This window comes from Acinetobacter sp. PC34, assembly GCF_051789135.1.
Taxonomy (GTDB): Bacteria; Pseudomonadota; Gammaproteobacteria; order Pseudomonadales; family Moraxellaceae; genus Acinetobacter; species Acinetobacter johnsonii.
In genome coordinates this window covers 1,720,853-1,738,818 of sequence record NZ_CP196664.1, presented here as the reverse complement: position 1 = coordinate 1,738,818, position 17,966 = coordinate 1,720,853, and the positions used below count along the sequence as shown (strand labels likewise).

Annotated in this window: 16 protein-coding genes and 1 pseudogene; 6 read left to right on the top strand and 11 right to left on the bottom strand. The window is 40.2% G+C overall.

Annotated features, from left to right (window positions below; translation table 11 throughout):
- Window positions 1-34 precede the first annotated feature (34 nt).
- The 11 genes and pseudogenes from ACSC9N_RS08395 to ACSC9N_RS08345 form a co-directional block, all read right to left on the bottom strand.
- Window positions 35-1,213, bottom strand: a pseudogene (locus tag ACSC9N_RS08395) (MFS transporter).
- Window positions 1,214-1,465: 252 nt separating this feature from the next.
- Window positions 1,466-1,846, bottom strand: coding sequence for a glycine cleavage system protein GcvH (gene gcvH, locus ACSC9N_RS08390; RefSeq protein WP_058951997.1), 381 nt, complete (start codon window positions 1,844-1,846; stop codon window positions 1,466-1,468).
- 71 nt (window positions 1,847-1,917) lie between these two features.
- A complete protein-coding gene (locus ACSC9N_RS08385; protein ID WP_004693238.1) occupies window positions 1,918-2,946 on the bottom strand; it encodes an AraC family transcriptional regulator in 1,029 nt (342 codons plus the stop codon).
- Window positions 2,947-3,249: 303 nt separating this feature from the next.
- Window positions 3,250-5,100: an ABC transporter ATP-binding protein gene (locus ACSC9N_RS08380; RefSeq protein WP_010326648.1), complete on the bottom strand. Its 1,851-nt coding sequence runs from the start codon at window positions 5,098-5,100 to the stop codon at window positions 3,250-3,252.
- Between the two features lie 237 nt (window positions 5,101-5,337).
- Window positions 5,338-5,520 carry a hypothetical protein gene (locus ACSC9N_RS08375; RefSeq protein ID WP_010326649.1) on the bottom strand — a complete coding sequence of 61 codons (183 nt, stop codon included), beginning with the start codon at window positions 5,518-5,520 and terminating at the stop codon, window positions 5,338-5,340.
- Window positions 5,521-5,798: 278 nt separating this feature from the next.
- Window positions 5,799-7,037: a mechanosensitive ion channel family protein gene (locus tag ACSC9N_RS08370; RefSeq protein ID WP_010326650.1), complete on the bottom strand. Its 1,239-nt coding sequence runs from the start codon at window positions 7,035-7,037 to the stop codon at window positions 5,799-5,801.
- 263 nt (window positions 7,038-7,300) lie between these two features.
- Entirely contained in the window at window positions 7,301-7,837 is a 537-nt protein-coding gene (locus ACSC9N_RS08365) for a DUF2058 domain-containing protein (RefSeq protein ID WP_005399509.1), read from the bottom strand.
- A 20-nt stretch (window positions 7,838-7,857) separates the two neighbouring features.
- Window positions 7,858-8,526, bottom strand: a complete 669-nt coding sequence (locus ACSC9N_RS08360) for a YoaK family protein (RefSeq protein WP_058951996.1) — start codon at window positions 8,524-8,526, stop codon at window positions 7,858-7,860.
- A gap of 39 nt (window positions 8,527-8,565) precedes the next feature.
- Window positions 8,566-9,759: a serine/threonine transporter SstT gene (gene sstT, locus ACSC9N_RS08355; RefSeq protein WP_004979798.1), complete on the bottom strand. Its 1,194-nt coding sequence runs from the start codon at window positions 9,757-9,759 to the stop codon at window positions 8,566-8,568.
- Window positions 9,760-9,992: 233 nt separating this feature from the next.
- Entirely contained in the window at window positions 9,993-11,726 is a 1,734-nt protein-coding gene (locus ACSC9N_RS08350; protein WP_010326652.1) for a SulP family inorganic anion transporter, read from the bottom strand.
- 100 nt (window positions 11,727-11,826) lie between these two features.
- Window positions 11,827-12,144, bottom strand: coding sequence for an ArsR/SmtB family transcription factor (locus tag ACSC9N_RS08345; protein ID WP_004693230.1), 318 nt, complete (start codon window positions 12,142-12,144; stop codon window positions 11,827-11,829).
- Window positions 12,145-12,533: 389 nt separating this feature from the next.
- Between ACSC9N_RS08345 and rutD the strand changes: the two genes are divergently transcribed.
- The 6 genes from rutD to rutG all read left to right on the top strand — a co-directional run bounded on the left by rutD (window position 12,534) and on the right by rutG (window position 17,956).
- Window positions 12,534-13,337, top strand: a complete 804-nt coding sequence (gene rutD, locus ACSC9N_RS08340) for a pyrimidine utilization protein D (RefSeq protein WP_029575017.1) — start codon at window positions 12,534-12,536, stop codon at window positions 13,335-13,337.
- Window positions 13,338-13,681: 344 nt separating this feature from the next.
- Entirely contained in the window at window positions 13,682-14,794 is a 1,113-nt protein-coding gene (gene rutA, locus ACSC9N_RS08335) for a pyrimidine utilization protein A (RefSeq protein WP_010326655.1), read from the top strand.
- On the top strand, window positions 14,791-15,540 hold the full coding sequence (rutB, locus tag ACSC9N_RS08330; RefSeq protein ID WP_010326656.1) for a pyrimidine utilization protein B: 750 nt from the start codon (window positions 14,791-14,793) through the stop codon (window positions 15,538-15,540). The genes rutA and rutB overlap by 4 nt, the downstream gene beginning before the upstream one ends.
- A gap of 30 nt (window positions 15,541-15,570) precedes the next feature.
- Window positions 15,571-15,954, top strand: coding sequence for a pyrimidine utilization protein C (gene rutC, locus ACSC9N_RS08325; protein WP_010326657.1), 384 nt, complete (start codon window positions 15,571-15,573; stop codon window positions 15,952-15,954).
- 73 nt (window positions 15,955-16,027) lie between these two features.
- A complete protein-coding gene (gene rutF / locus ACSC9N_RS08320; protein ID WP_228127605.1) occupies window positions 16,028-16,564 on the top strand; it encodes an NADH-dependent FMN reductase RutF in 537 nt (178 codons plus the stop codon).
- Between the two features lie 36 nt (window positions 16,565-16,600).
- Window positions 16,601-17,956, top strand: coding sequence for a pyrimidine utilization transport protein G (gene rutG, locus ACSC9N_RS08315; RefSeq protein WP_010326659.1), 1,356 nt, complete (start codon window positions 16,601-16,603; stop codon window positions 17,954-17,956).
- Window positions 17,957-17,966 lie beyond the last annotated feature (10 nt).

Here is a 17,966-nt window from a genome sequence, read left to right as displayed (position 1 = left end):
TAAGTTCATTGCTATGCGCATACGGACTGATATTTTAAGCGGTTTTCTTTCTATTCGCGATAAAGGCATAGAACAATAAACTTAAAACGGTTGTCAGTGCACAGAATAAATAGGTGAAGCTATAACCTTGCTTAGAAATGAGTAGACCCAACAATACAGAGCCAAGAGCAATACCTAAGTCATACATGGTAAAGAACGTGGAGGTCGCATGGCCAATCCGATGCTTTTCCGCACCTTGAATAGCTAAAGTTTGTAGACAAGGCTGTGCAGAACCAAAGCCCATGCCAACGCATACAGCCGCAACCAATAAACCCGTCAGAGATTGAATCTGACTGAGAATCATAAGCCCCAAGCTAAATAATATAATCGCTGGATAAATCACATAACTTGCCCCACGACGGTCATAAATTTTGCCTGTAATTGGGCGTAGGCTCATCATGGAAATTGCAAAGACGATAAAAAATAGGCTCGCATAGTTCAGCAGATGTTTAGACTCTGCATAAGTTGAAATGAACGACATGATACTGGCATAGGAAAAAGAAACGATCATGCCCATAATTGAAATATTCAAGGCTTTAGTTTCAACAAAGTCATGGATATTGAGCTTGCGCTTCACGGGTGGTGTCAATTTTTGAGTGGTCTGCTGAATTGGGATAAAGAAGCAAAACAAGAAACCGAGACAGACACTAAACGCTAAAATCCCTGCGACCATTGGATAGGATACAGACTGGATCAGAGTTTAACCGAGGAATGGCCCAAGTACAATCCCCAGATTAATGGACATGACAAAATAGCCCATGCCTTCGCCTTTACGTTTTTCTGGAATAAACTCATTGTCGATAGGTACGGCAACTGTGGTGACGATGCTGAACCAAATGCCATGTAGAAAACGAATCAGTAGTAAAAGTTGTAAATTATCAGCAAACAAATAGGCCAAGGAAAACAAACAAAATAGGGCTTTCGCGATAAAAAGCGTTTTCTTATTGCCAAATTTTTCAATAATGAGTCCGCTAAAAGGGCGAACTGCGATAGACGATGCCATGAACAAAGTCATGGCTAAGCCTGCTTGAGCAAGGCTTCCACCCAAATCATTCAAAATATAGATTGGAAGGATTGAGGTCTGTGCAAAGTAAAAGATGAACAAAAACAGATTGTTCGCTAAGCAAAGAATAAAAGACTTATTCCATAGTGATGATGTATTGAGAGCAGACATGCAGAACCCTTGGCTCGAAGATGAGGCTACAGGACGTAAACTGTTGTTATTATTTTATACAGAAGCTAGGGTACGGCTGTGAAATTGAAACAACCAGATTATAAGATAATGCACGTGAAAAGTATAATTATAGTGATAAATTAGGTATTTAATTGATGTGAATATATAAATATCGAGTTGATTTATCAGAATAAGATAATTTTTTTAAAAAATCAGTCCGCAGACTGATTTTTTGAGCCGTAAATATGAATACTAGGCTTTTAGACCCGCTTCATAGGCTGTGCTTGAAAGGAGTTGTTCTACATCTGCGATATTGTCTGGTTTGATTTTATAAATCCAACCTTTGCCGTAGGGGTCATCATTGACGAAGTCAGGATCATCTTCCAGATTGGCATTGATTTCTACCACGGTGCCAGAAACTGGTGCATGAATATCAGAAGCTGTTTTTACAGATTCCACCACACCCGCTTGTTCGCCCGCAGTGATTTGTTGACCAACTTCTGGTGTTTCAACGTAGACTAAATCGCCTAAGGCATCCTGTGCATGGTCTGAAATACCAGTTACAACAAGATCACCTTCAATACGCACCCATTCATGTGTACTCGCATACTTCAATTCTGAAGGATGATTCATGAATAACTCCTTAAAATACAAAAATCATTTTTCGCATGATTTATACATGCTTTTCTATCAAAACAAAAGATCTATAAATACGGATCTTTACGCCAATTACTTGGGCTGCGTCCACTCCAACGCTTAAAGGCTCGGCTGAAATTTGCCACATCACTATATCCCAGTTCGTCCGCAATTTGCTCTAAGCTATAGTCTGTACGTGACAAAAGTGACGTGGCATGACGGTAACGAACTTCATCCACAATAGTAGAAAAAGACGTGCTTTCAGCAGCCAATTGGCGTTTCAGTGTGCGATCAGACATGTGTAAGAGGTCAGCTACGTGCTCGATGCTTAAATAGTGTTGTTCTGAGCGCGTTAAAATGTCACGAACACGCATCGATAATCTTCGGCGTTCGCCCATGGCTGAGAGTTCAGCTTCACATTGATTAATGGCTATTTGGCTTGCAAGTGGGTCAGCATTGACCATTTTAAAGCCTAGATAATGCTTATCAAAACTCAAAAGTAAATGTGGTTGATCAAAGCGAACACTATGGTTAGGTAGCTTTGCACGATAGCGATCAAAGCCTTCGGGTTCTGGAAAATCGAAATCAATTTCCCCAGCCAGATTTTCAATGCCAGTGAGCGCCTTGCTCATAGAAACAATGCCAAAAATAATACTGATCGCAATATCGGTACGCAACGGTTCTATATCGACATCACAGCGTAATTGTAAAGTCGCTTTTTCGCCAAAGGTGGAAAAGAAAAGCTGCAAAAAAGGCATGCGCAGTTGAATAAAACGGTTAGCAAGTACCAAGGCTTCGCCAATATCATGAGTTGTCATAATGGCATAGCCAATGAAGCCATGAATTGAAATACGCATTTGCGTGCCTAGATGGTAGCCAAGCGTGGGCTCACCAGTGAGACGGCTGGCCAACTTCACAAGTTCATTGGCAGTATGAACGGGTATGCGGAACTCAGGCTCTGCGAGTTGTTCACTCGTGAGTTGAAAAGGGGAAAATAGCGTCTCTGCATTATAGCCCCAACGAGACACAACATCTAACAACAATAAGCCATAAACACCAGGAATTCCTTGATCTTGGCGAAGTGAAACTGTTTTCATGCGCGATCCATTGCATTTTTCTTTCTTTTCTGACTGAAGTTATATTGGCATGAATATTTCAAATTCATGGAGCATATTGTTGGACAATATGCTCCAAGCCTATATCAATTCAGTATCCTTTTCATTTCTTATTTAGTGGAACGATATTATAAATATCATAAATTTCTGAGCAAAAATATAAGACTCTCGATAAAAATAAAGGCTCAGCAAATGATGCTAAAAGTTAAGTAAAATCTTTTCAAAATCAGCACGCTAAAATCATTGATGATAATGATCTAAGCGTGCTGAGGACGGAAAGTAAAACTAGGCTTCTTTCTTTTTAATTGGATGTTGTTCCGTTAAAAATCCACCTGTTTGACGCTGCCAAAGGTGCGCATAGATACCATTTTTTTGAATCAGCTCTTCATGTGTCCCTTGTTCTGCAATACGACCTTCATCAAGCACGATCAAACGATCCATTTGAGCAATGGTTGAAAGACGGTGAGCAATCGCAATCACCGTTTTATCTTGCATTAGGTCATCAAGGCTAGATTGAATTGCAGCTTCAACTTCTGAGTCTAGGGCACTGGTGGCTTCATCTAAAATTAAGATTGGTGCATCTTTCAAGAACACACGAGCAATGGCGATACGCTGGCGTTGGCCACCTGAAAGTTTCACTCCACGCTCACCAACATAGGCTTCATAACCTGATTTACCACGTAAGTCAGTCAGCTGAGGAATAAACTCTTCGGCTTTGGCTTTACGTACAGCAGCATACATTTCTTCATCACTGGCATTGGGACGGCCATATTTAATATTTTCTGCAACACTGCGGTGTAGCAGGGAGGTGTCTTGAGTCACTAAGGCAATATTACGACGTAAGCTGTCTTGGGTGACATCTTCAATATTCTGTCCATCAATTAAAATTTCACCTTGTTTCAATTGATAAAAATGTAGCAATAGTTGAATCAGTGTTGATTTTCCTGCACCAGAGCGACCCACGATCCCAATTTTTTCACCAGCTCGGATGCGTAGGTTTAAATTGTCGATGACATTTTTACTGTTATACGCAAAAGTTACGTCTTTAAATTCGATCATGCCTTGTTTAACTTCAAGGTCTTTGGCATCAGGTTTGTCTTGAATCGTGATCGAACGACCGAGGGTTTTCATGCCATCTTGAATGGTGCCGACACTTTCAAAAAGTGCTGAGGTTTGCCACATGATAAATTCAGCAATACTGCTCAGTTTTAAAATCATAGCCGTTGCAGCAGCAATAACACCAAGTTCAACTCGCCCATTCATCCATAACCAAACTGCAGTGCCCAATACGCCCGCGTACAGTACTATATTTAAAAACAGGATACTGATTTCATACTTAGCACCTAAACGCATTTGTTTATAAACGGTGACCATGAACTCCTGCATCGAGGATTTGGCATATAAGCTTTCACGTCCTGCATGGGCAAAAAGCTTCACTGTTTGAATATTAGTATAAGCATCGGTAACACGGCCAGTCATCACAGCTCGGGCATCAGCCTGTTCATTTGAAACTTTACTCAAACGTGGGATGAAGTAATACGCAGCACAGATAAACAACGCCAACCAGACCAGTAAAGGCAATATTAGGAGTGGGGAAATAGCGGCAAGTACCAAATTGACTGTGACAAAATAAATGAGCACATAAGCTAACATGTCACCCAAAATAACCCAGAACTCACGTATTGCCAGTGCAGTTTGCATGACTTTTGCGGAGAGTCTTCCTGCAAAATCATTGTGAAAAAAGTCGAGGCTTTGCTTCAGCAGTAAATTATGAAAGCGCCAGCGCAGACGCATCGGAAAAGTGCTAAATAATATTTGGTGTTTAATAATCGACTGTAAACTGGCAAATAAAATATTGGCCAATAAAATACAGAATAAAAGGACTAAATTTGAACCATGTTCTGCTAAAAATGTTTCTGGCTGGCTTTTACTGAGCCAGTTTACTAAGTCACCAATTTTGGCATAAAACAAGGCTTCAAAACTGGCAGCACCAGCCGTGAATAAAACCAAAATCAGCAAATAGCCACGTACACCTTTAGCGGCCTGCCATACAAACGGAAAGAACGTGGTCGGTAAAGGTTGGTTTAAACCTTCTTCTGGATAGGGATCAACACGTTTTTCAAACCATTTGAACATGAATAAAACCTTCTAAAAATAAGTCATTTATAAGGTAATGACTTGTTTTATAAATAAGCAGAGTTTGAAAATTTTAGCATGAAAAGACCTCAGTGGTCTGTGTAAATTAAGAGAGGCTAAACGATGTTGTAGCAGTATGGATAGCAAGAAATGTAGATGAATAGATATAAAAAGTCTGAGAGAGATGGTTGATGAAAGGGAATCCAATCAAATGAATCCCCCAAGATGCTTAAAGCATTAGTTTGCTTGAGCTTCTGATGTCGCAACCGCATCAGATGCAGCAGCTTCTGAAGCAGGTGCTGCATTTTCAGTTGCAACAGCAGCTTGAGTGGTTTCTACAACTTGAGTTTCTGCTGCAAAAGAAGATGTCGCTGCTACAGCTAAAAGGGCGGCACATAAAGATTTATTTAAAGTATTCATTTTAGAAAGTCTTACAAAGTGAAAAGGAGTGGCTAATTTAATGAAGAGAAAAGGTTGATATTGTGATATTGAGGTATATTTCATGTAAATAATCACATAATTAACTTACATAATACACAAGGTAAATAACACAGTTGTTGAAAAACTAATGTTATGTATTTTCATAATTTTTATTCTAGAGTTGGTGATTTAGAACGTATATTAAAATGCCTATTCTTCGTTTTTAAGACCTTAGTATGCTAAAACTAGAGTGGTTTTAGCATACCAAAGTGAAAAAATTACGGGTTTGACATTGCGATTTGCATGTCATATCCCGATGGTGCTTGGTAAATTTTGAGACCAAATTCGGGAAGAATGGCAATTAAATGATCGAAAATATCCGACTGAATCGCTTCATAATCTTTCCATGCAATTTGATTGCTAAATGCATAAATTTCCAGTGGCAAGCCTTTTTCAGTCGGTTGTAACTGACGTACGATTAAAGATTGGTGTTTTGAAATGTTCGGATGCTGATTAAGGTACAGCTCAACATACGCACGGAAGGTCCCAATATTGGTTAAACGTCGCTGATTACAAGGAGATGTATTGCTCAATTTCTGATTAAACTCAATCAGCTCTGTACTCTTGTGATCTAGATATTGGTCTAATAATAAAAACTCTTTAAGTTTGCTTTGTTCTGCTTCAGACATAAAGTGAACGCTACTTTGGTCAATATAAAGTGAGCGTTTGATACGACGTACGCCTGCCTGTGACATACCCCGCCAGTTTTTAAAAGTATCAGTGACCAATTTGTTGGTTGGAATTGTGGTAAAGGTTTTATCAAAGTTCTGTACGGTGATGGTATGTAATGACATATCAATGACATCACCGTCTGCATTCAGGGATGGCATTTCAATCCAATCTCCAATGCGGACCATGTCATAGGATGAAATCTGAACAGAAGCCACCAAAGACAAAATGGTGTTTTGGAAGACCAACATCAGCACTGCCGCCATAGCACCGAAACCCGCCAGCAAGGTGAATACATCTTTTTTCAGGAAAGTCCCTAAGATCATCAAGCCACAAACGATGAAAATAATCAGTTTGATTAGCTGTAAATAGCCTTTGATGGGTTTATTTCTAGACTTCGGATTGCGTTGATAAACTAAATTGAAGATATTCAGTAATTCACCAATCGCGAGCGCAATGGTTAAGAAAATAAAGGCCTGTGCCGCCATTTGGACAAAGCTGACCATTTTCGCAGACAGGTGAGGAACGGTGACGATACCATTCATAATGACGATTGCTGGGACAATGTTCGCAATTCGACGAATCACGCTATGCTGCGACATGATGTCGTGATTGGCAAATTTTAGCTTAGTGATGAGATGCCGAATACCACGAACCACAACATGCTTGGCAATAATATATGCCAGTATAGCCACTAAAATGAGTATGCAGAATCCTGTCAGCATTTCGATCCAAGGATACTGATCCGACCAGTCTTTTAAACTCTGTATAAAATGAAAATTATCCAAAATGCGATCTTCTTTTGATTAAAACACTGCAAATAGTGTAATCAGCTATACGAATTAAGCAAATTGTGTCACTAAGTTTATACATGTTTTCAACGACTTGTTTATTTACTCTCTTCGATTCGATTTTCAGTCATTATTTGGATGTCGTGAAGTATAGCTCGTTGATGGTTGGGATATGTCAGGTCAGTGGAATGGTGAATTAGTTTTATAATGAACTAGGAAAAAAGAAGCTTCCAATATGGAAGCTTCTGATGGCTCAATAATTACCACATGAGATCATCAGGGATCACGTATGCAGCGTATGGATCTTCCTCATCGGTGACTGCTTCATTTTTCTCTGAGGTATTTACGATAATAAAGCCTTCAAGTTTGGCATTAATACGATCAGCTAAAGCTTTAGGTAAGAAGGCATAGCTTTCATGATCACGTGCAATCACGAGGCTACCAGCAACCAAGGCATTATAAATTTGTTGATTGATATATTGTTTTTTGATTTTGCCATCGTCAATAAACTGATAGGCCACGTCACCGTCGGTATCCCGGATTTTATGCTGCGTGATCATTTGAATGATCGTCGCTTTGAGCTCTTTTTCTTGCAATATCGCTTTCTTTTCAAGTTCAATAGCTTGATCTTTGGCCTGTTTTTGCTGTTTGTCTTGTGCAATTTTTGCCTTGATCTCAGCTTCACTGCTTTGACCTGTTCTTTGCTCATGCACTGCTTGTTTAGAAAGTTTTTTGGCCTTTTTGTTGTCAACTAAACCGGCTTTGAGTAACTGAGCCTGTAATGCATTTTTTACCATAGCGAATTCCACAACTGCGTTTAAAAACGACGATAACGAAAGTAAATGATCCAATATACAACACTAAGGATCAAGCTTAATGCTGTTGGAACTAAAAAAGAATTGAGTTTTAAATAGGGATACATCCAACTTGCACAGAGTCCACCGATCAAAAAGCCACTTAAAATCAAAAGATGTAAAACTACGCGCCGACGCTCAACCACGAGTCCGCGCACTCGAGAGCCAAGCGCTAAACCGAGGTCGGTAAGGACACCCGATAAATGTGTAGTGCGAATGATAGTGCCTTTATAATGGCTCACCATGGCATTTTGCACACCCATTGCGACGCAGGCCCAGAGTAAAGCATAGCGTGGAAAATAAGGCAGAAAGAACCAACACAGAAAAATAAAAAAAGCCACTAACGTGAGTGGTACGCCATAGCGGCGTCCCAATCGAAAGTGACTATTTCCCAGAATTACACCGCTATAAAATGAACCGATGACATAGCAGACAGTTACTAATAGCAAATATAAAATGCTTTCGGATTGCCAATGTACAAGCGACATCGCCAAAACACTTACATTACCAGTCATATGGGAAACAGACTGGTGTAAAACAGTCACCAGTCCTAAGACATTAATCATTCCTGCATTGACTGCAAGAAAGAATGCCCCCAGTTGAATCCAAAGTGGTAAGTGTTGAAATGGCATAACTTCAAAAAAGAAATAATATACTGATTCTACAATATATTATTTTGAAGCGCGGTCAACTGCTGCAGTAAATAATACGTCAGTTGATGAGTTCAATGCGGTTTCAGTAGAGTCTTGTAGTACGCTAATCACCATACCAATTGCAACCACTTGCATTGAAATATCAGATGAAATACCAAACAGTCCACACGCAACAGGGATCAACAGCAAAGAACCACCTGCGACACCAGAAGCACCACAAGCTGAAACTGTTGCAAGCACAGATAAAATCATCATGGTGGTAAAGTCAACATTAAGACCTAGTGTATTGACTGCTGCCAGTGTAAGCACGGTAATAGTCACTGAGGCGCCGGCCATGTTAATGGTCGCACCGAGTGGAATGGCTACACTCGCTGTAGATTCAGCAACACCCAAACGTTTTGCAAGATCTAAGTTCACAGGAATGTTCGCAGCAGAACTTCGCGTGAAGAAAGCAGTGATACCACTTTCACGTAAACACTGAAATACCAAAGGATATGGATTGCTACGTGTTACCACAGCAACCATAAGCGGGTTGATGACTAAGGCAACGAAAGCCATTGTGCCGAGTAAGACCGCCAATAAGTGTGCATAGCTTGCTAATGTGCTTAAACCTGTTTCTGCAAAGGTTACCGCCACTAGACCGAAAATACCGATAGGCGCAAAGTTAATCACCAAACGAATCACGCTATTTACTGCGTGTGCAGTATCATTGAGTAAGTCTTTGGTTGAGTCTTTGGCATGACGGAATGCAGCACCCAAGGCCACAGCCCACGCTAAAATACCAATGAAGTTTGCTTCACTAATGGCAGTTACAGGGTTAGCAATAAAGCTCAGCAGCAGGTTCTTAAAGATTTCAATCAAGCTACTTGGTGGTTGTAAGTCAGTATTTGCAGGTAAATTTAAGAACAAAGTACTTGGGAAAGCGATGCTGACAGCAACTGCTGAAAAAGCAGCCAGTAGCATACCCACGGCATACATGATGATGATAGGACGTAGATTCGCACTATGACCTACTTTAAAATTTGCAATAGAAGCAAGAACCAAGACAAATACAAGTACAGGCGCGACAGATTTTAACGCTTTAATAAATAAGTCGCCTAGCAGGCTCAAATAAGGTGCAACGCCTGGGAAAACAAGGGCTACACCAATACCCAAAATAATGGCAATAATAATTCGAGTAACTAGACTCATTCGCGCTAAAACAGAAAACATAGAGGCGCCTTGTTGAAATTACGAGGACAAAATACGGATTTTAAGTGCGCCATTTTATACCTAATTTGCTAACTGACTGAAAAATATTTAGATATAAAAATTAAGTTGTTGTAATTCCAGTTTTTATTATTCATTTTAATTCATAAAAATGACATATTTAATGGATTTTTATCATAAATGCCTGCTTGATATTTCTCACTATATTGAAAAAGTGCAAGCAGACATTCGGTCTCTTATGAAGTTTTAAGCAGCTGAGGTGAAAGGGTCTGAATGGCTTGATAGTGAGTTAAAAAGACATTCCCACTCAAATGTTTCAATAGTTTTGAGCTTTGCAGTCGATCCATCACAGGGCCTTTAACTTCGGACAAATGCAGCTGAATGTTTTGCTTGGCCAATTCTAGATTAATATCTTCCAGCATTTCTAAAGCACTCAAGTCGATACTACTCACACTGGAGCAATTAATCACCACATGGGCTAACTTAGGTTGTTGGCTCACGGCATTGATCAGCTCGCCTTTCAATATATTGGCATTTAAGAAGGTTAGGCTTTCATCTATACGCATTGACAGTACTTGTGCCGTGGTTTGAACTTGATGGCGTTCAACATTGCGAAAATGTTGCGTTCCCTCGACCAAGCCAATCACAGCAATATGTGGCCGACTAATCCGCCAAAGCAACAAAATAAAGGTTGAGATCATGCCAATGATCAGGCCGGTTGAAATATCGATACTGACAACACCAAAAAAGGTAATCCACATCGCGATACCATCTGCTTTGGAATACTTCCATGCTTCGATGAAGGGTTTAAAGTCCACAAGTTTCCATATCGAGACGATAATCGTTGCAGCCAAAATAGCTAAAGGAAGGTCCTGAAAGAAACCTGTAAAGTATAAGCTCACTACAATAATCAACAGCGAAGAGAGCACACCAGCCATAGGGGTCTGAGCGCCTGCATCTGCATTAACGACAGTACGAGAAAGGCTGCCTGCTACAGGAAAGGCCGAACTGAAACCTGCACTGATATTGGCTAACCCCAAAGCGATAAGTTCTTGGTTGCTGTTGAGTTGGCTTCGGTTTTGTAAAGCAGTGGCTTGAGCAATGGAAAGTGATTCAACAAAACTGATCATCGCGATCATAGTTGCACCTGGCAAAAGTTGCAGAACTAAAGTCCAGTTCCAATACGGCATATCGAGTGGAGGCATACCAGATGGAATGATTCCGACCGTTTTGATTCCAAGCGTTTGCAGTTGGAAAAAATAGACCAAGGCAATCGAGGCAACCACTAAAAATAAAGGAATAGTACGCGAAAGTAATACGGTCGATCCGAACAAACCTTTTAAGGCATTAGTATTCAGCAACTTTGGTGCATAAATTAAAAATGCGATTGCACACAGTCCAAACAACAGCGTACCTATGTGAGTTAAACTGATGTATTGCCAAACACTTACCACAAACTCGGGGATATTATTGGCTTTTAAAGGTAGATCGACAATAAACTTCAACTGACCCAACGCAATCAGCAAAGCAGACGCAATAATGAAACTTTGGATGACGGGGTGGCTAATCAGTTGGATGAGGAAACCAAAGCGAAATAAACCCAACAGCAGGGAAATGACACCGACCATCAGGGCTAATAAACATGCCGCTTGTATATAAACTGGTGAACCAACTTCAAACATCGAGTTCAAAGTCGCAAAGGTCATCATCGAAATGATGGCAACAGGGCCAATAGAAAGTGTGGGACTGCCACCAATGATGGCATAAATAATCATTGGGATAATGCTGGCATATAACCCAGTGATTGGCGGTAAGCCTGCCAACATGGCATAGGCCATGCCTTGAGGAACCAACATGGCAATAACGATAAAAGATGCAAGTAAATCTGACTTAAACGTAGGCGTGTCATAGTGTTTGAGCCATTGCCATGCGGGGAGATAATGGATTAGACGACGATTCCAATCAGACATAAAACAATCTAAATCATAAATATAGATATATTATGCATAAAAAATGCTAAGAAGTCTTAGCATTCGTTTTCATAGCACAGAAAATATAGAGTGATTTGGTTTAGAGACGTGGTTTTGGGCAGTACAAGCTATACAAAGTATTTAAAACTTCAATCATGCGTTCATCTTTAATGGAGTAATAAATTTGCTTACCATCACGGCGCGTATTTACCACATCACTTTTACGTAACATCATTAATTGTTGAGAAAGAGTCGGCTGTTTGATGTCGGTAATTTCTTCAATTTGAGAAACATTCAGTTCTTGTTGCGACAAATGACACAAAATTAATAAACGATCAGTATTGGCTAGAGATTTTAAAATACTCACAACAACTTCAGCAGAGTCGCGCATAGACGTTATTTCAAGTCCTGTGTTCATTTAAAACCTACTCATAAAACAAAACAACTGTGTGCTTAGTATAAAACCAAGCCGTTCATAATGCTGTCTTTTCAAGTCCAATATGCATGGCTTTTAGTGAAATAAAATATTAGCTAAAGTTATATATACTTAATATTTACATCAAAATTAGTTATTCGAAATATTACTTAAGTTCTCGATATTTATATAATTTAAGCCGATTTTTTAAATTAAAAACTCATTCTTTATGATTATTTATAATAAGCTTTGAATATTTTATCATATAGAGCATTAAAATCATAATTACAGAGCTTTTTAAAAAATTCATTATAAATTTAAAAAATACAAACATTTATTAAAAGGCATAATTATTGCTAGATAATATTTTTGACCAAAAAGTAAACTTTGAGATGAATGTACAAATTTTTCCATCCCATATAGATGATGCTGATTATGTGGTCTTATCATCGGGTTTAGGTGGACATGCGCAGTTTTGGCAGCCACAAATTCAAGACCTACAAACCAAATTTCATGTCCTAACTTACGATCAAGAAGGTTGCCATGAAAACAGTACATTATTAAAACCAGATTATTGTATACGCGATTTGGGCCAGCAGCTTTTGCTGATTTTAAAGCAACAACATATTCAACGGTTTCATTTTATCGGCCATGCACTGGGTGGTTTTATTGGTGCGGAGTTGGCATCCTTATGCCAATCGACCGAGTATCAGATGTTGTCAATCACGATTTTAAATGGGTGGGACACGTTAGATGCGCATACCTATAAATGCTTTGAAACCCGAATTAATCTTTTAACATGTGCAGGCACAGAGGCTTATGTCAAAGCACAGGCCTTGTTTTTATATCCACCAGCTTGGATTTCAGCAAATATAGAAAGTATTCAAAAACAAGAACAGTTTCAAATTCAAAACTTTCCACCGCATGAAAATGTATTGCGACGGCTAAGTGCTTTAATGGACTTTGAACTGAGCGAGGAGGTACGAGCCGCTTTGCAGAATATACCGATGCATTTGATTGCAAACCAAGATGATTTCCTTGTGCCTTACCAACGCTCACAAAACCTAAAACGGTTGTTTCCGCATGCACAGTTGACTCTTTTAAAGCAGGGCGCTCATGCAGCGACTGTAACCGAAACAGTCGTGATGAATAAGGAAATGTTGGCTTTTTTAACAGTGCTGGAAAGTTTAGTTTAGATTATCGATTGTTTAATTTGGCTTTATAAATTGAAGGTGTATAGGTTTTGAAATCTATACACCTTTTTTATTTAGGCTAAAAATATAAAAACTCTAGTTTGGATCACTTACCGCACAATCATTGATCACTCCTCACAGAGATAGTGCATAAAATAAAAACTAATTTTACTTTTTGGTAAAAAATAAAATTAATTAAAAATATTTAATATATTGAAAAATAATAATAAATAATAGTTGGCATAGCTTATGCAAATATATTTTTATCAAACTAAAGGTTAAAAGTCTTGCTGTATTTAGCCTTTGATGTTCTGCGAATAATGAAATAAGTGTAGAGGATAAACGAGATGAAAATAGGTGTATTTTGCCCGATTGGAAATAATGGCTGGCTGCTTTCGGAAACCGCGCCACAGTACATGCCTTCATTTGAACTAAACAAAAAAATTGTTCAACGTGCTGAGCATTATGGTTTTGACTTTGCTTTGTCGATGATCAAACTGCGTGGCTTTGGCGGGAAAACAGAGTTTTGGGATCATAACCTAGAAACATTTACCTTGATGGCTGGGCTCGCTGCGGTGACAAGTAAAATCCAAATCTATGCAACAGCTGCGACGTTGGTGATGCCGCCTGCAATTGTGGCACGAATGGCGTCAACCATTGATTCCATTTCAAATGGTCGTTTTGGTTTAAATGTCGTGACAGGCTGGCAAGCACCCGAATATACGCAAATGGGGATGTGGCCAGGAGATGAATACTTTGTACAGCGCTATGAATATCTTTCTGAATATGTAGAAATTTTGCGTGAACTCTGGGCGACAGGTCGTTCAGATTTTAAAGGTGAGCATTTTACTATGCAGGACTGCCGTGTGAGTCCACGTCCGCAAGCAGACATGAAAATTATTTGTGCGGGTCAGTCTGATACAGGGCTTGAGTTTTCTGCTAAATATGCCGATTACAACTTTGTTTTCGGTAAAGGGCTGAATACACCGACAGCCTATGCAGAAATCAATGAGCGTTTAAAACAGCAAACCGATAAAACAGGTCGTGATGTACAAACCTATGTGTTGTTTATGGTGATTGCTGCAGAAACTGATGAAGAGGCGCATGCGAAATGGCAAACATATAATGCTGGTGCGGATATGGAGGCGATTAATTGGCTGATGAACCAAGGTGGTAAAGATACCAAATCTGGAACAGATACCAATATTCGCCAAATGGCATCCTCGGTTTCGCCTGTGAATATCAATATGGGAACGTTAGTCGGTTCGTTTGAACATGTTGCTCACATGTTGGATGAAATTGGTGAAATTCAGGGGACTGAAGGTATTTTGCTTACCTTTGATGATTTTGTTCAAGGGGTCGAAGACTTTGGTCAGCGTATACAACCTTTGATGAAATGCCGTGAACATATCGTGGTTGAAGCGGATGCACCACGCGTTGTTTTGGAGAAAAGCGCATGAATGAATCTATAGTCTGTGCAGAATTTACAAAACAAAGTCTGCAAGCAAAAACATTAAAAGCAGAACCTGAACATATTGCTTTAGCACCTGAACACACGGCATTGATTGTGATTGATATGCAAAATGCCTATACCTCAGTAGGTGGCTATTTGGACTTGGCCGGGTTTGATGTATCTAAAACCAAACCTGTGGTTGAAAACATTCAAAAAACCATTACTGCTGCACATGCAGCTGGCATTCAGGTGATTTACTTTAAAAATGGTTGGGATGATCAGTATCGTGAAGCAGGAGGGAGTGATTCACCAAACTTCCATAAGTCGAATGCTTTAAAAACCATGCGCAAAAATCCAGAGCTGCAGGGAAAACTACTGGCAAAAGGTGGTTGGGATTTTGAGTTGATTGATGCACTCAAGCCTGAACCACAAGATTTAGTCATAGAAAAGCCTCGCTATAGTGGATTCTTTAATACTGCGTTGGACAGTATGTTGCGGGTGCGAGGAATCCGAAATTTAGTTTTTGTCGGTATTGCGACCAATGTCTGTGTCGAGTCGACTTTAAGGGATGGTTTTTTCTTGGAGTATTTTGGGGTCGCTCTTAAGGATGCGTGCTATCAAGCTGGGCCTATCGAGGCGCAAGAAGCAAGTCTCTATAACATCAAAACCTTTTTTGGTTGGGTGTCTGATACACAAAGTTTTGTGAACACCTTTGAAACCCCAAGCAGTCAAACACTGGCAAAAACAGCATAAGTCATACATACGAAAGATAGAGGAAACCTCATGCCTAAAGAAATTATTGTGCCTGAAGGCACAGCGAAACCACTTGCACCATTTGTACCTGCAACTAAGGCTGACAATATCGTTTATGTATCAGGCACCTTGGCCTTTGATGAACATAACAACGTCGTTCATGTTGGTGATGCCGCAGCACAGACTCGACATATTTTAGAAACCATTAAACGAGTCCTTGCAACTGCAGGAGGCACAATGGATGACGTCACTTTTAATCATATTTTTGTGAAAGATTGGGCCGATTATGGCGCGATTAATGCTGTATATGCCGAGTATTTTCCAAACGATAAACCTGCACGCTATTGCGTACAGACTGGACTGGTCAAGCCAGAGGCTTTGGTTGAAATCGCTTCGGTTGCACATGTGGCTTAAGTGGAATAATCAAATTTTAATGCCCTGATATACGATTTTTTAGGGCATGGAGAATACGATGAATGCAAAACTGATGAATCAAGATCAAGTTGAAACCATGCTGAATCATAAAGCACCAGAGGCAATGTTGGATCAACACACATTTCGTCAAGGTATGGCGAATCTGGGGGCTGCGGTCAATGTGATTACAACAGATGGGGGGGCAGGTCAGGCAGGCTTTACGGCATCGGCAGTATGTAGTGTGACCGATACACCGCCAACGTTGTTAGTGTGTTTAAACCGCTCAGCATCTGTGTTTGATACTTTTAAAACCAATCAAGTGTTATGTGTAAACACGTTGTCGAGTCAGCAACAACACTTATCTAATCTGTTTGGGGGGAAAACGCCAATGCCCGAACGTTTTGCTCAAGGCACATGGTCCACACTGTTGACCAATGCACCTGTATTGGAGGATGCCTTGGTGAGCTTTGATTGTGAAGTGGTACAGACTATGTCTGTAGGTAGCCATGACGTGCTGTTTTGCCAAGTCAAAGCCATGAAGCAAAGTTATGGACTAAATGCGCTGATGTATTTTAACCGTGGTTACTGTGAGCCATTACCAATGTGCTAATTCAAAAATTCCTACTTTTACAAGGAGGGGAAACCCATGCAAACAAAAGAATCGTGGTTCCCAAAATTTAAGCCTTATCAAGGCGATTTAGATACAATGCCTGTGCAAACAGATGAATATTTACCCGCAGGAAAAAGCATTATTTTGGGGTTGCAACATGCTTTTGCCATGTTCGGTGCAACCGTACTTGCCCCATTGCTGATGGGCTTTGATCCGAATCTAACGATCTTCATTACAGGCATTGGTACGATACTCTTCTTCCTCATGACCGGTGGACGTATGCCAAGCTATTTGGGGTCCAGCTTTGCCTTCATTGGAGCAGTGGTTGCAGTTACGGGTTATACAGGTGTTGGAGCAAACCCAAATCTTTCTTTAGCACTGGGTGGAACCATTGCGTGTGGAGTGCTGTACGCGTTAATCGGTTTAGTTGTGATACGCACTGGTACGGCATGGATTGAAAAGTTGATGCCACCTATTGTGACAGGTGCCATCGTAATGATTATTGGCCTACACCTCGCACCAGTTGCGATCAAAAGTGTGTCAGCCAATCAGTTTGACTCTTGGATGGCGTTAATCACGATTATTTGTATTAGTGTCATTGCTGTATTTACCAAAGGTATGGTGCGCCGTTTACTGCTACTTTTAGGTTTAGTTGCATCTTATTTTATTTACTTCTTACTCGCCAATGTCATGGGTTTTGGCACTGCAATTGACTTTGCAAAAGTCGGTCAAGCAGCATGGTTTGGTTTGCCAACTTTCCACAGCCCAACCTTTGATATAAACGCCATGATGTTGATTGCACCCGTTGCGATTATTTTGGTGGCTGAAAACTTAGGACATTTCAAAGCTGTGTCGGCGATGACGGGGAAAAATTTGTCTCCTTATATGGGACGCGGTTTCTTTGCAGATGGGGTATGTACCACACTGTCTGCCTCAGTTGGGGGCACAGGGATGACCACCTATGCTGAAAACATTGGGGTGATGGCAGTCACTAAAGTTTATTCAACCACAATCTTTGTTTTTGCAGGTGTATTTGCGATCTTACTGGGGCTTTCTCCTAAGTTTGGTGCAGTGATTAGTACAATTCCCGTTGCACTCTTGGGTGGTGCATCCATTGTGGTTTTTGGTTTGATTACCGTTGCTGGCGCAAAAATTTGGGTCGATAACAAAATTGATTTCACCAAGAACAGTACTTTAATGATTGGGGCCGTGTGTTTGATTATGGGAACAGGCAATTACAGCTTACAAATAGGGAGTTTTGACCTAGGTGGTATTGGCACCGCAACACTAGCAGCCATTCTGCTTAATCTTTTCTTGAACCGAGGCAGTGAAAAAGAGCCAGTCGTAGAAAAATCAGCAGATCAAATCAATAGCACTATTGCACACAGTTAGGAGTACATTT

Excerpts from the sequence above, each read along its gene's own strand:
- gcvH (WP_058951997.1), bottom strand. The coding sequence starts at position 1,846 with ATGAATCATCCTTCAGAATTGAAGTATGCGAGTACACATGAATGGGTG.
- ACSC9N_RS08385 (WP_004693238.1), bottom strand. The coding sequence starts at position 2,946 with ATGAAAACAGTTTCACTTCGCCAAGATCAAGGAATTCCTGGTGTTTAT.
- ACSC9N_RS08380 (WP_010326648.1), bottom strand. The coding sequence starts at position 5,100 with ATGTTCAAATGGTTTGAAAAACGTGTTGATCCCTATCCAGAAGAAGGT.
- ACSC9N_RS08375 (WP_010326649.1), bottom strand. The coding sequence starts at position 5,520 with ATGAATACTTTAAATAAATCTTTATGTGCCGCCCTTTTAGCTGTAGCA.
- ACSC9N_RS08365 (WP_005399509.1), bottom strand. The coding sequence starts at position 7,837 with ATGGTAAAAAATGCATTACAGGCTCAGTTACTCAAAGCCGGTTTAGTT.
- ACSC9N_RS08360 (WP_058951996.1), bottom strand. The coding sequence starts at position 8,526 with ATGCCATTTCAACACTTACCACTTTGGATTCAACTGGGGGCATTCTTT.
- sstT (WP_004979798.1), bottom strand. The coding sequence starts at position 9,759 with ATGTTTTCTGTTTTAGCGCGAATGAGTCTAGTTACTCGAATTATTATT.
- ACSC9N_RS08350 (WP_010326652.1), bottom strand. The coding sequence starts at position 11,726 with ATGTCTGATTGGAATCGTCGTCTAATCCATTATCTCCCCGCATGGCAA.
- ACSC9N_RS08345 (WP_004693230.1), bottom strand. The coding sequence starts at position 12,144 with ATGAACACAGGACTTGAAATAACGTCTATGCGCGACTCTGCTGAAGTT.
- rutD (WP_029575017.1), top strand. The coding sequence starts at position 12,534 with ATGAATGTACAAATTTTTCCATCCCATATAGATGATGCTGATTATGTG.
- rutA (WP_010326655.1), top strand. The coding sequence starts at position 13,682 with ATGAAAATAGGTGTATTTTGCCCGATTGGAAATAATGGCTGGCTGCTT.
- rutB (WP_010326656.1), top strand. The coding sequence starts at position 14,791 with ATGAATGAATCTATAGTCTGTGCAGAATTTACAAAACAAAGTCTGCAA.
- rutC (WP_010326657.1), top strand. The coding sequence starts at position 15,571 with ATGCCTAAAGAAATTATTGTGCCTGAAGGCACAGCGAAACCACTTGCA.
- rutF (WP_228127605.1), top strand. The coding sequence starts at position 16,028 with ATGAATCAAGATCAAGTTGAAACCATGCTGAATCATAAAGCACCAGAG.
- rutG (WP_010326659.1), top strand. The coding sequence starts at position 16,601 with ATGCAAACAAAAGAATCGTGGTTCCCAAAATTTAAGCCTTATCAAGGC.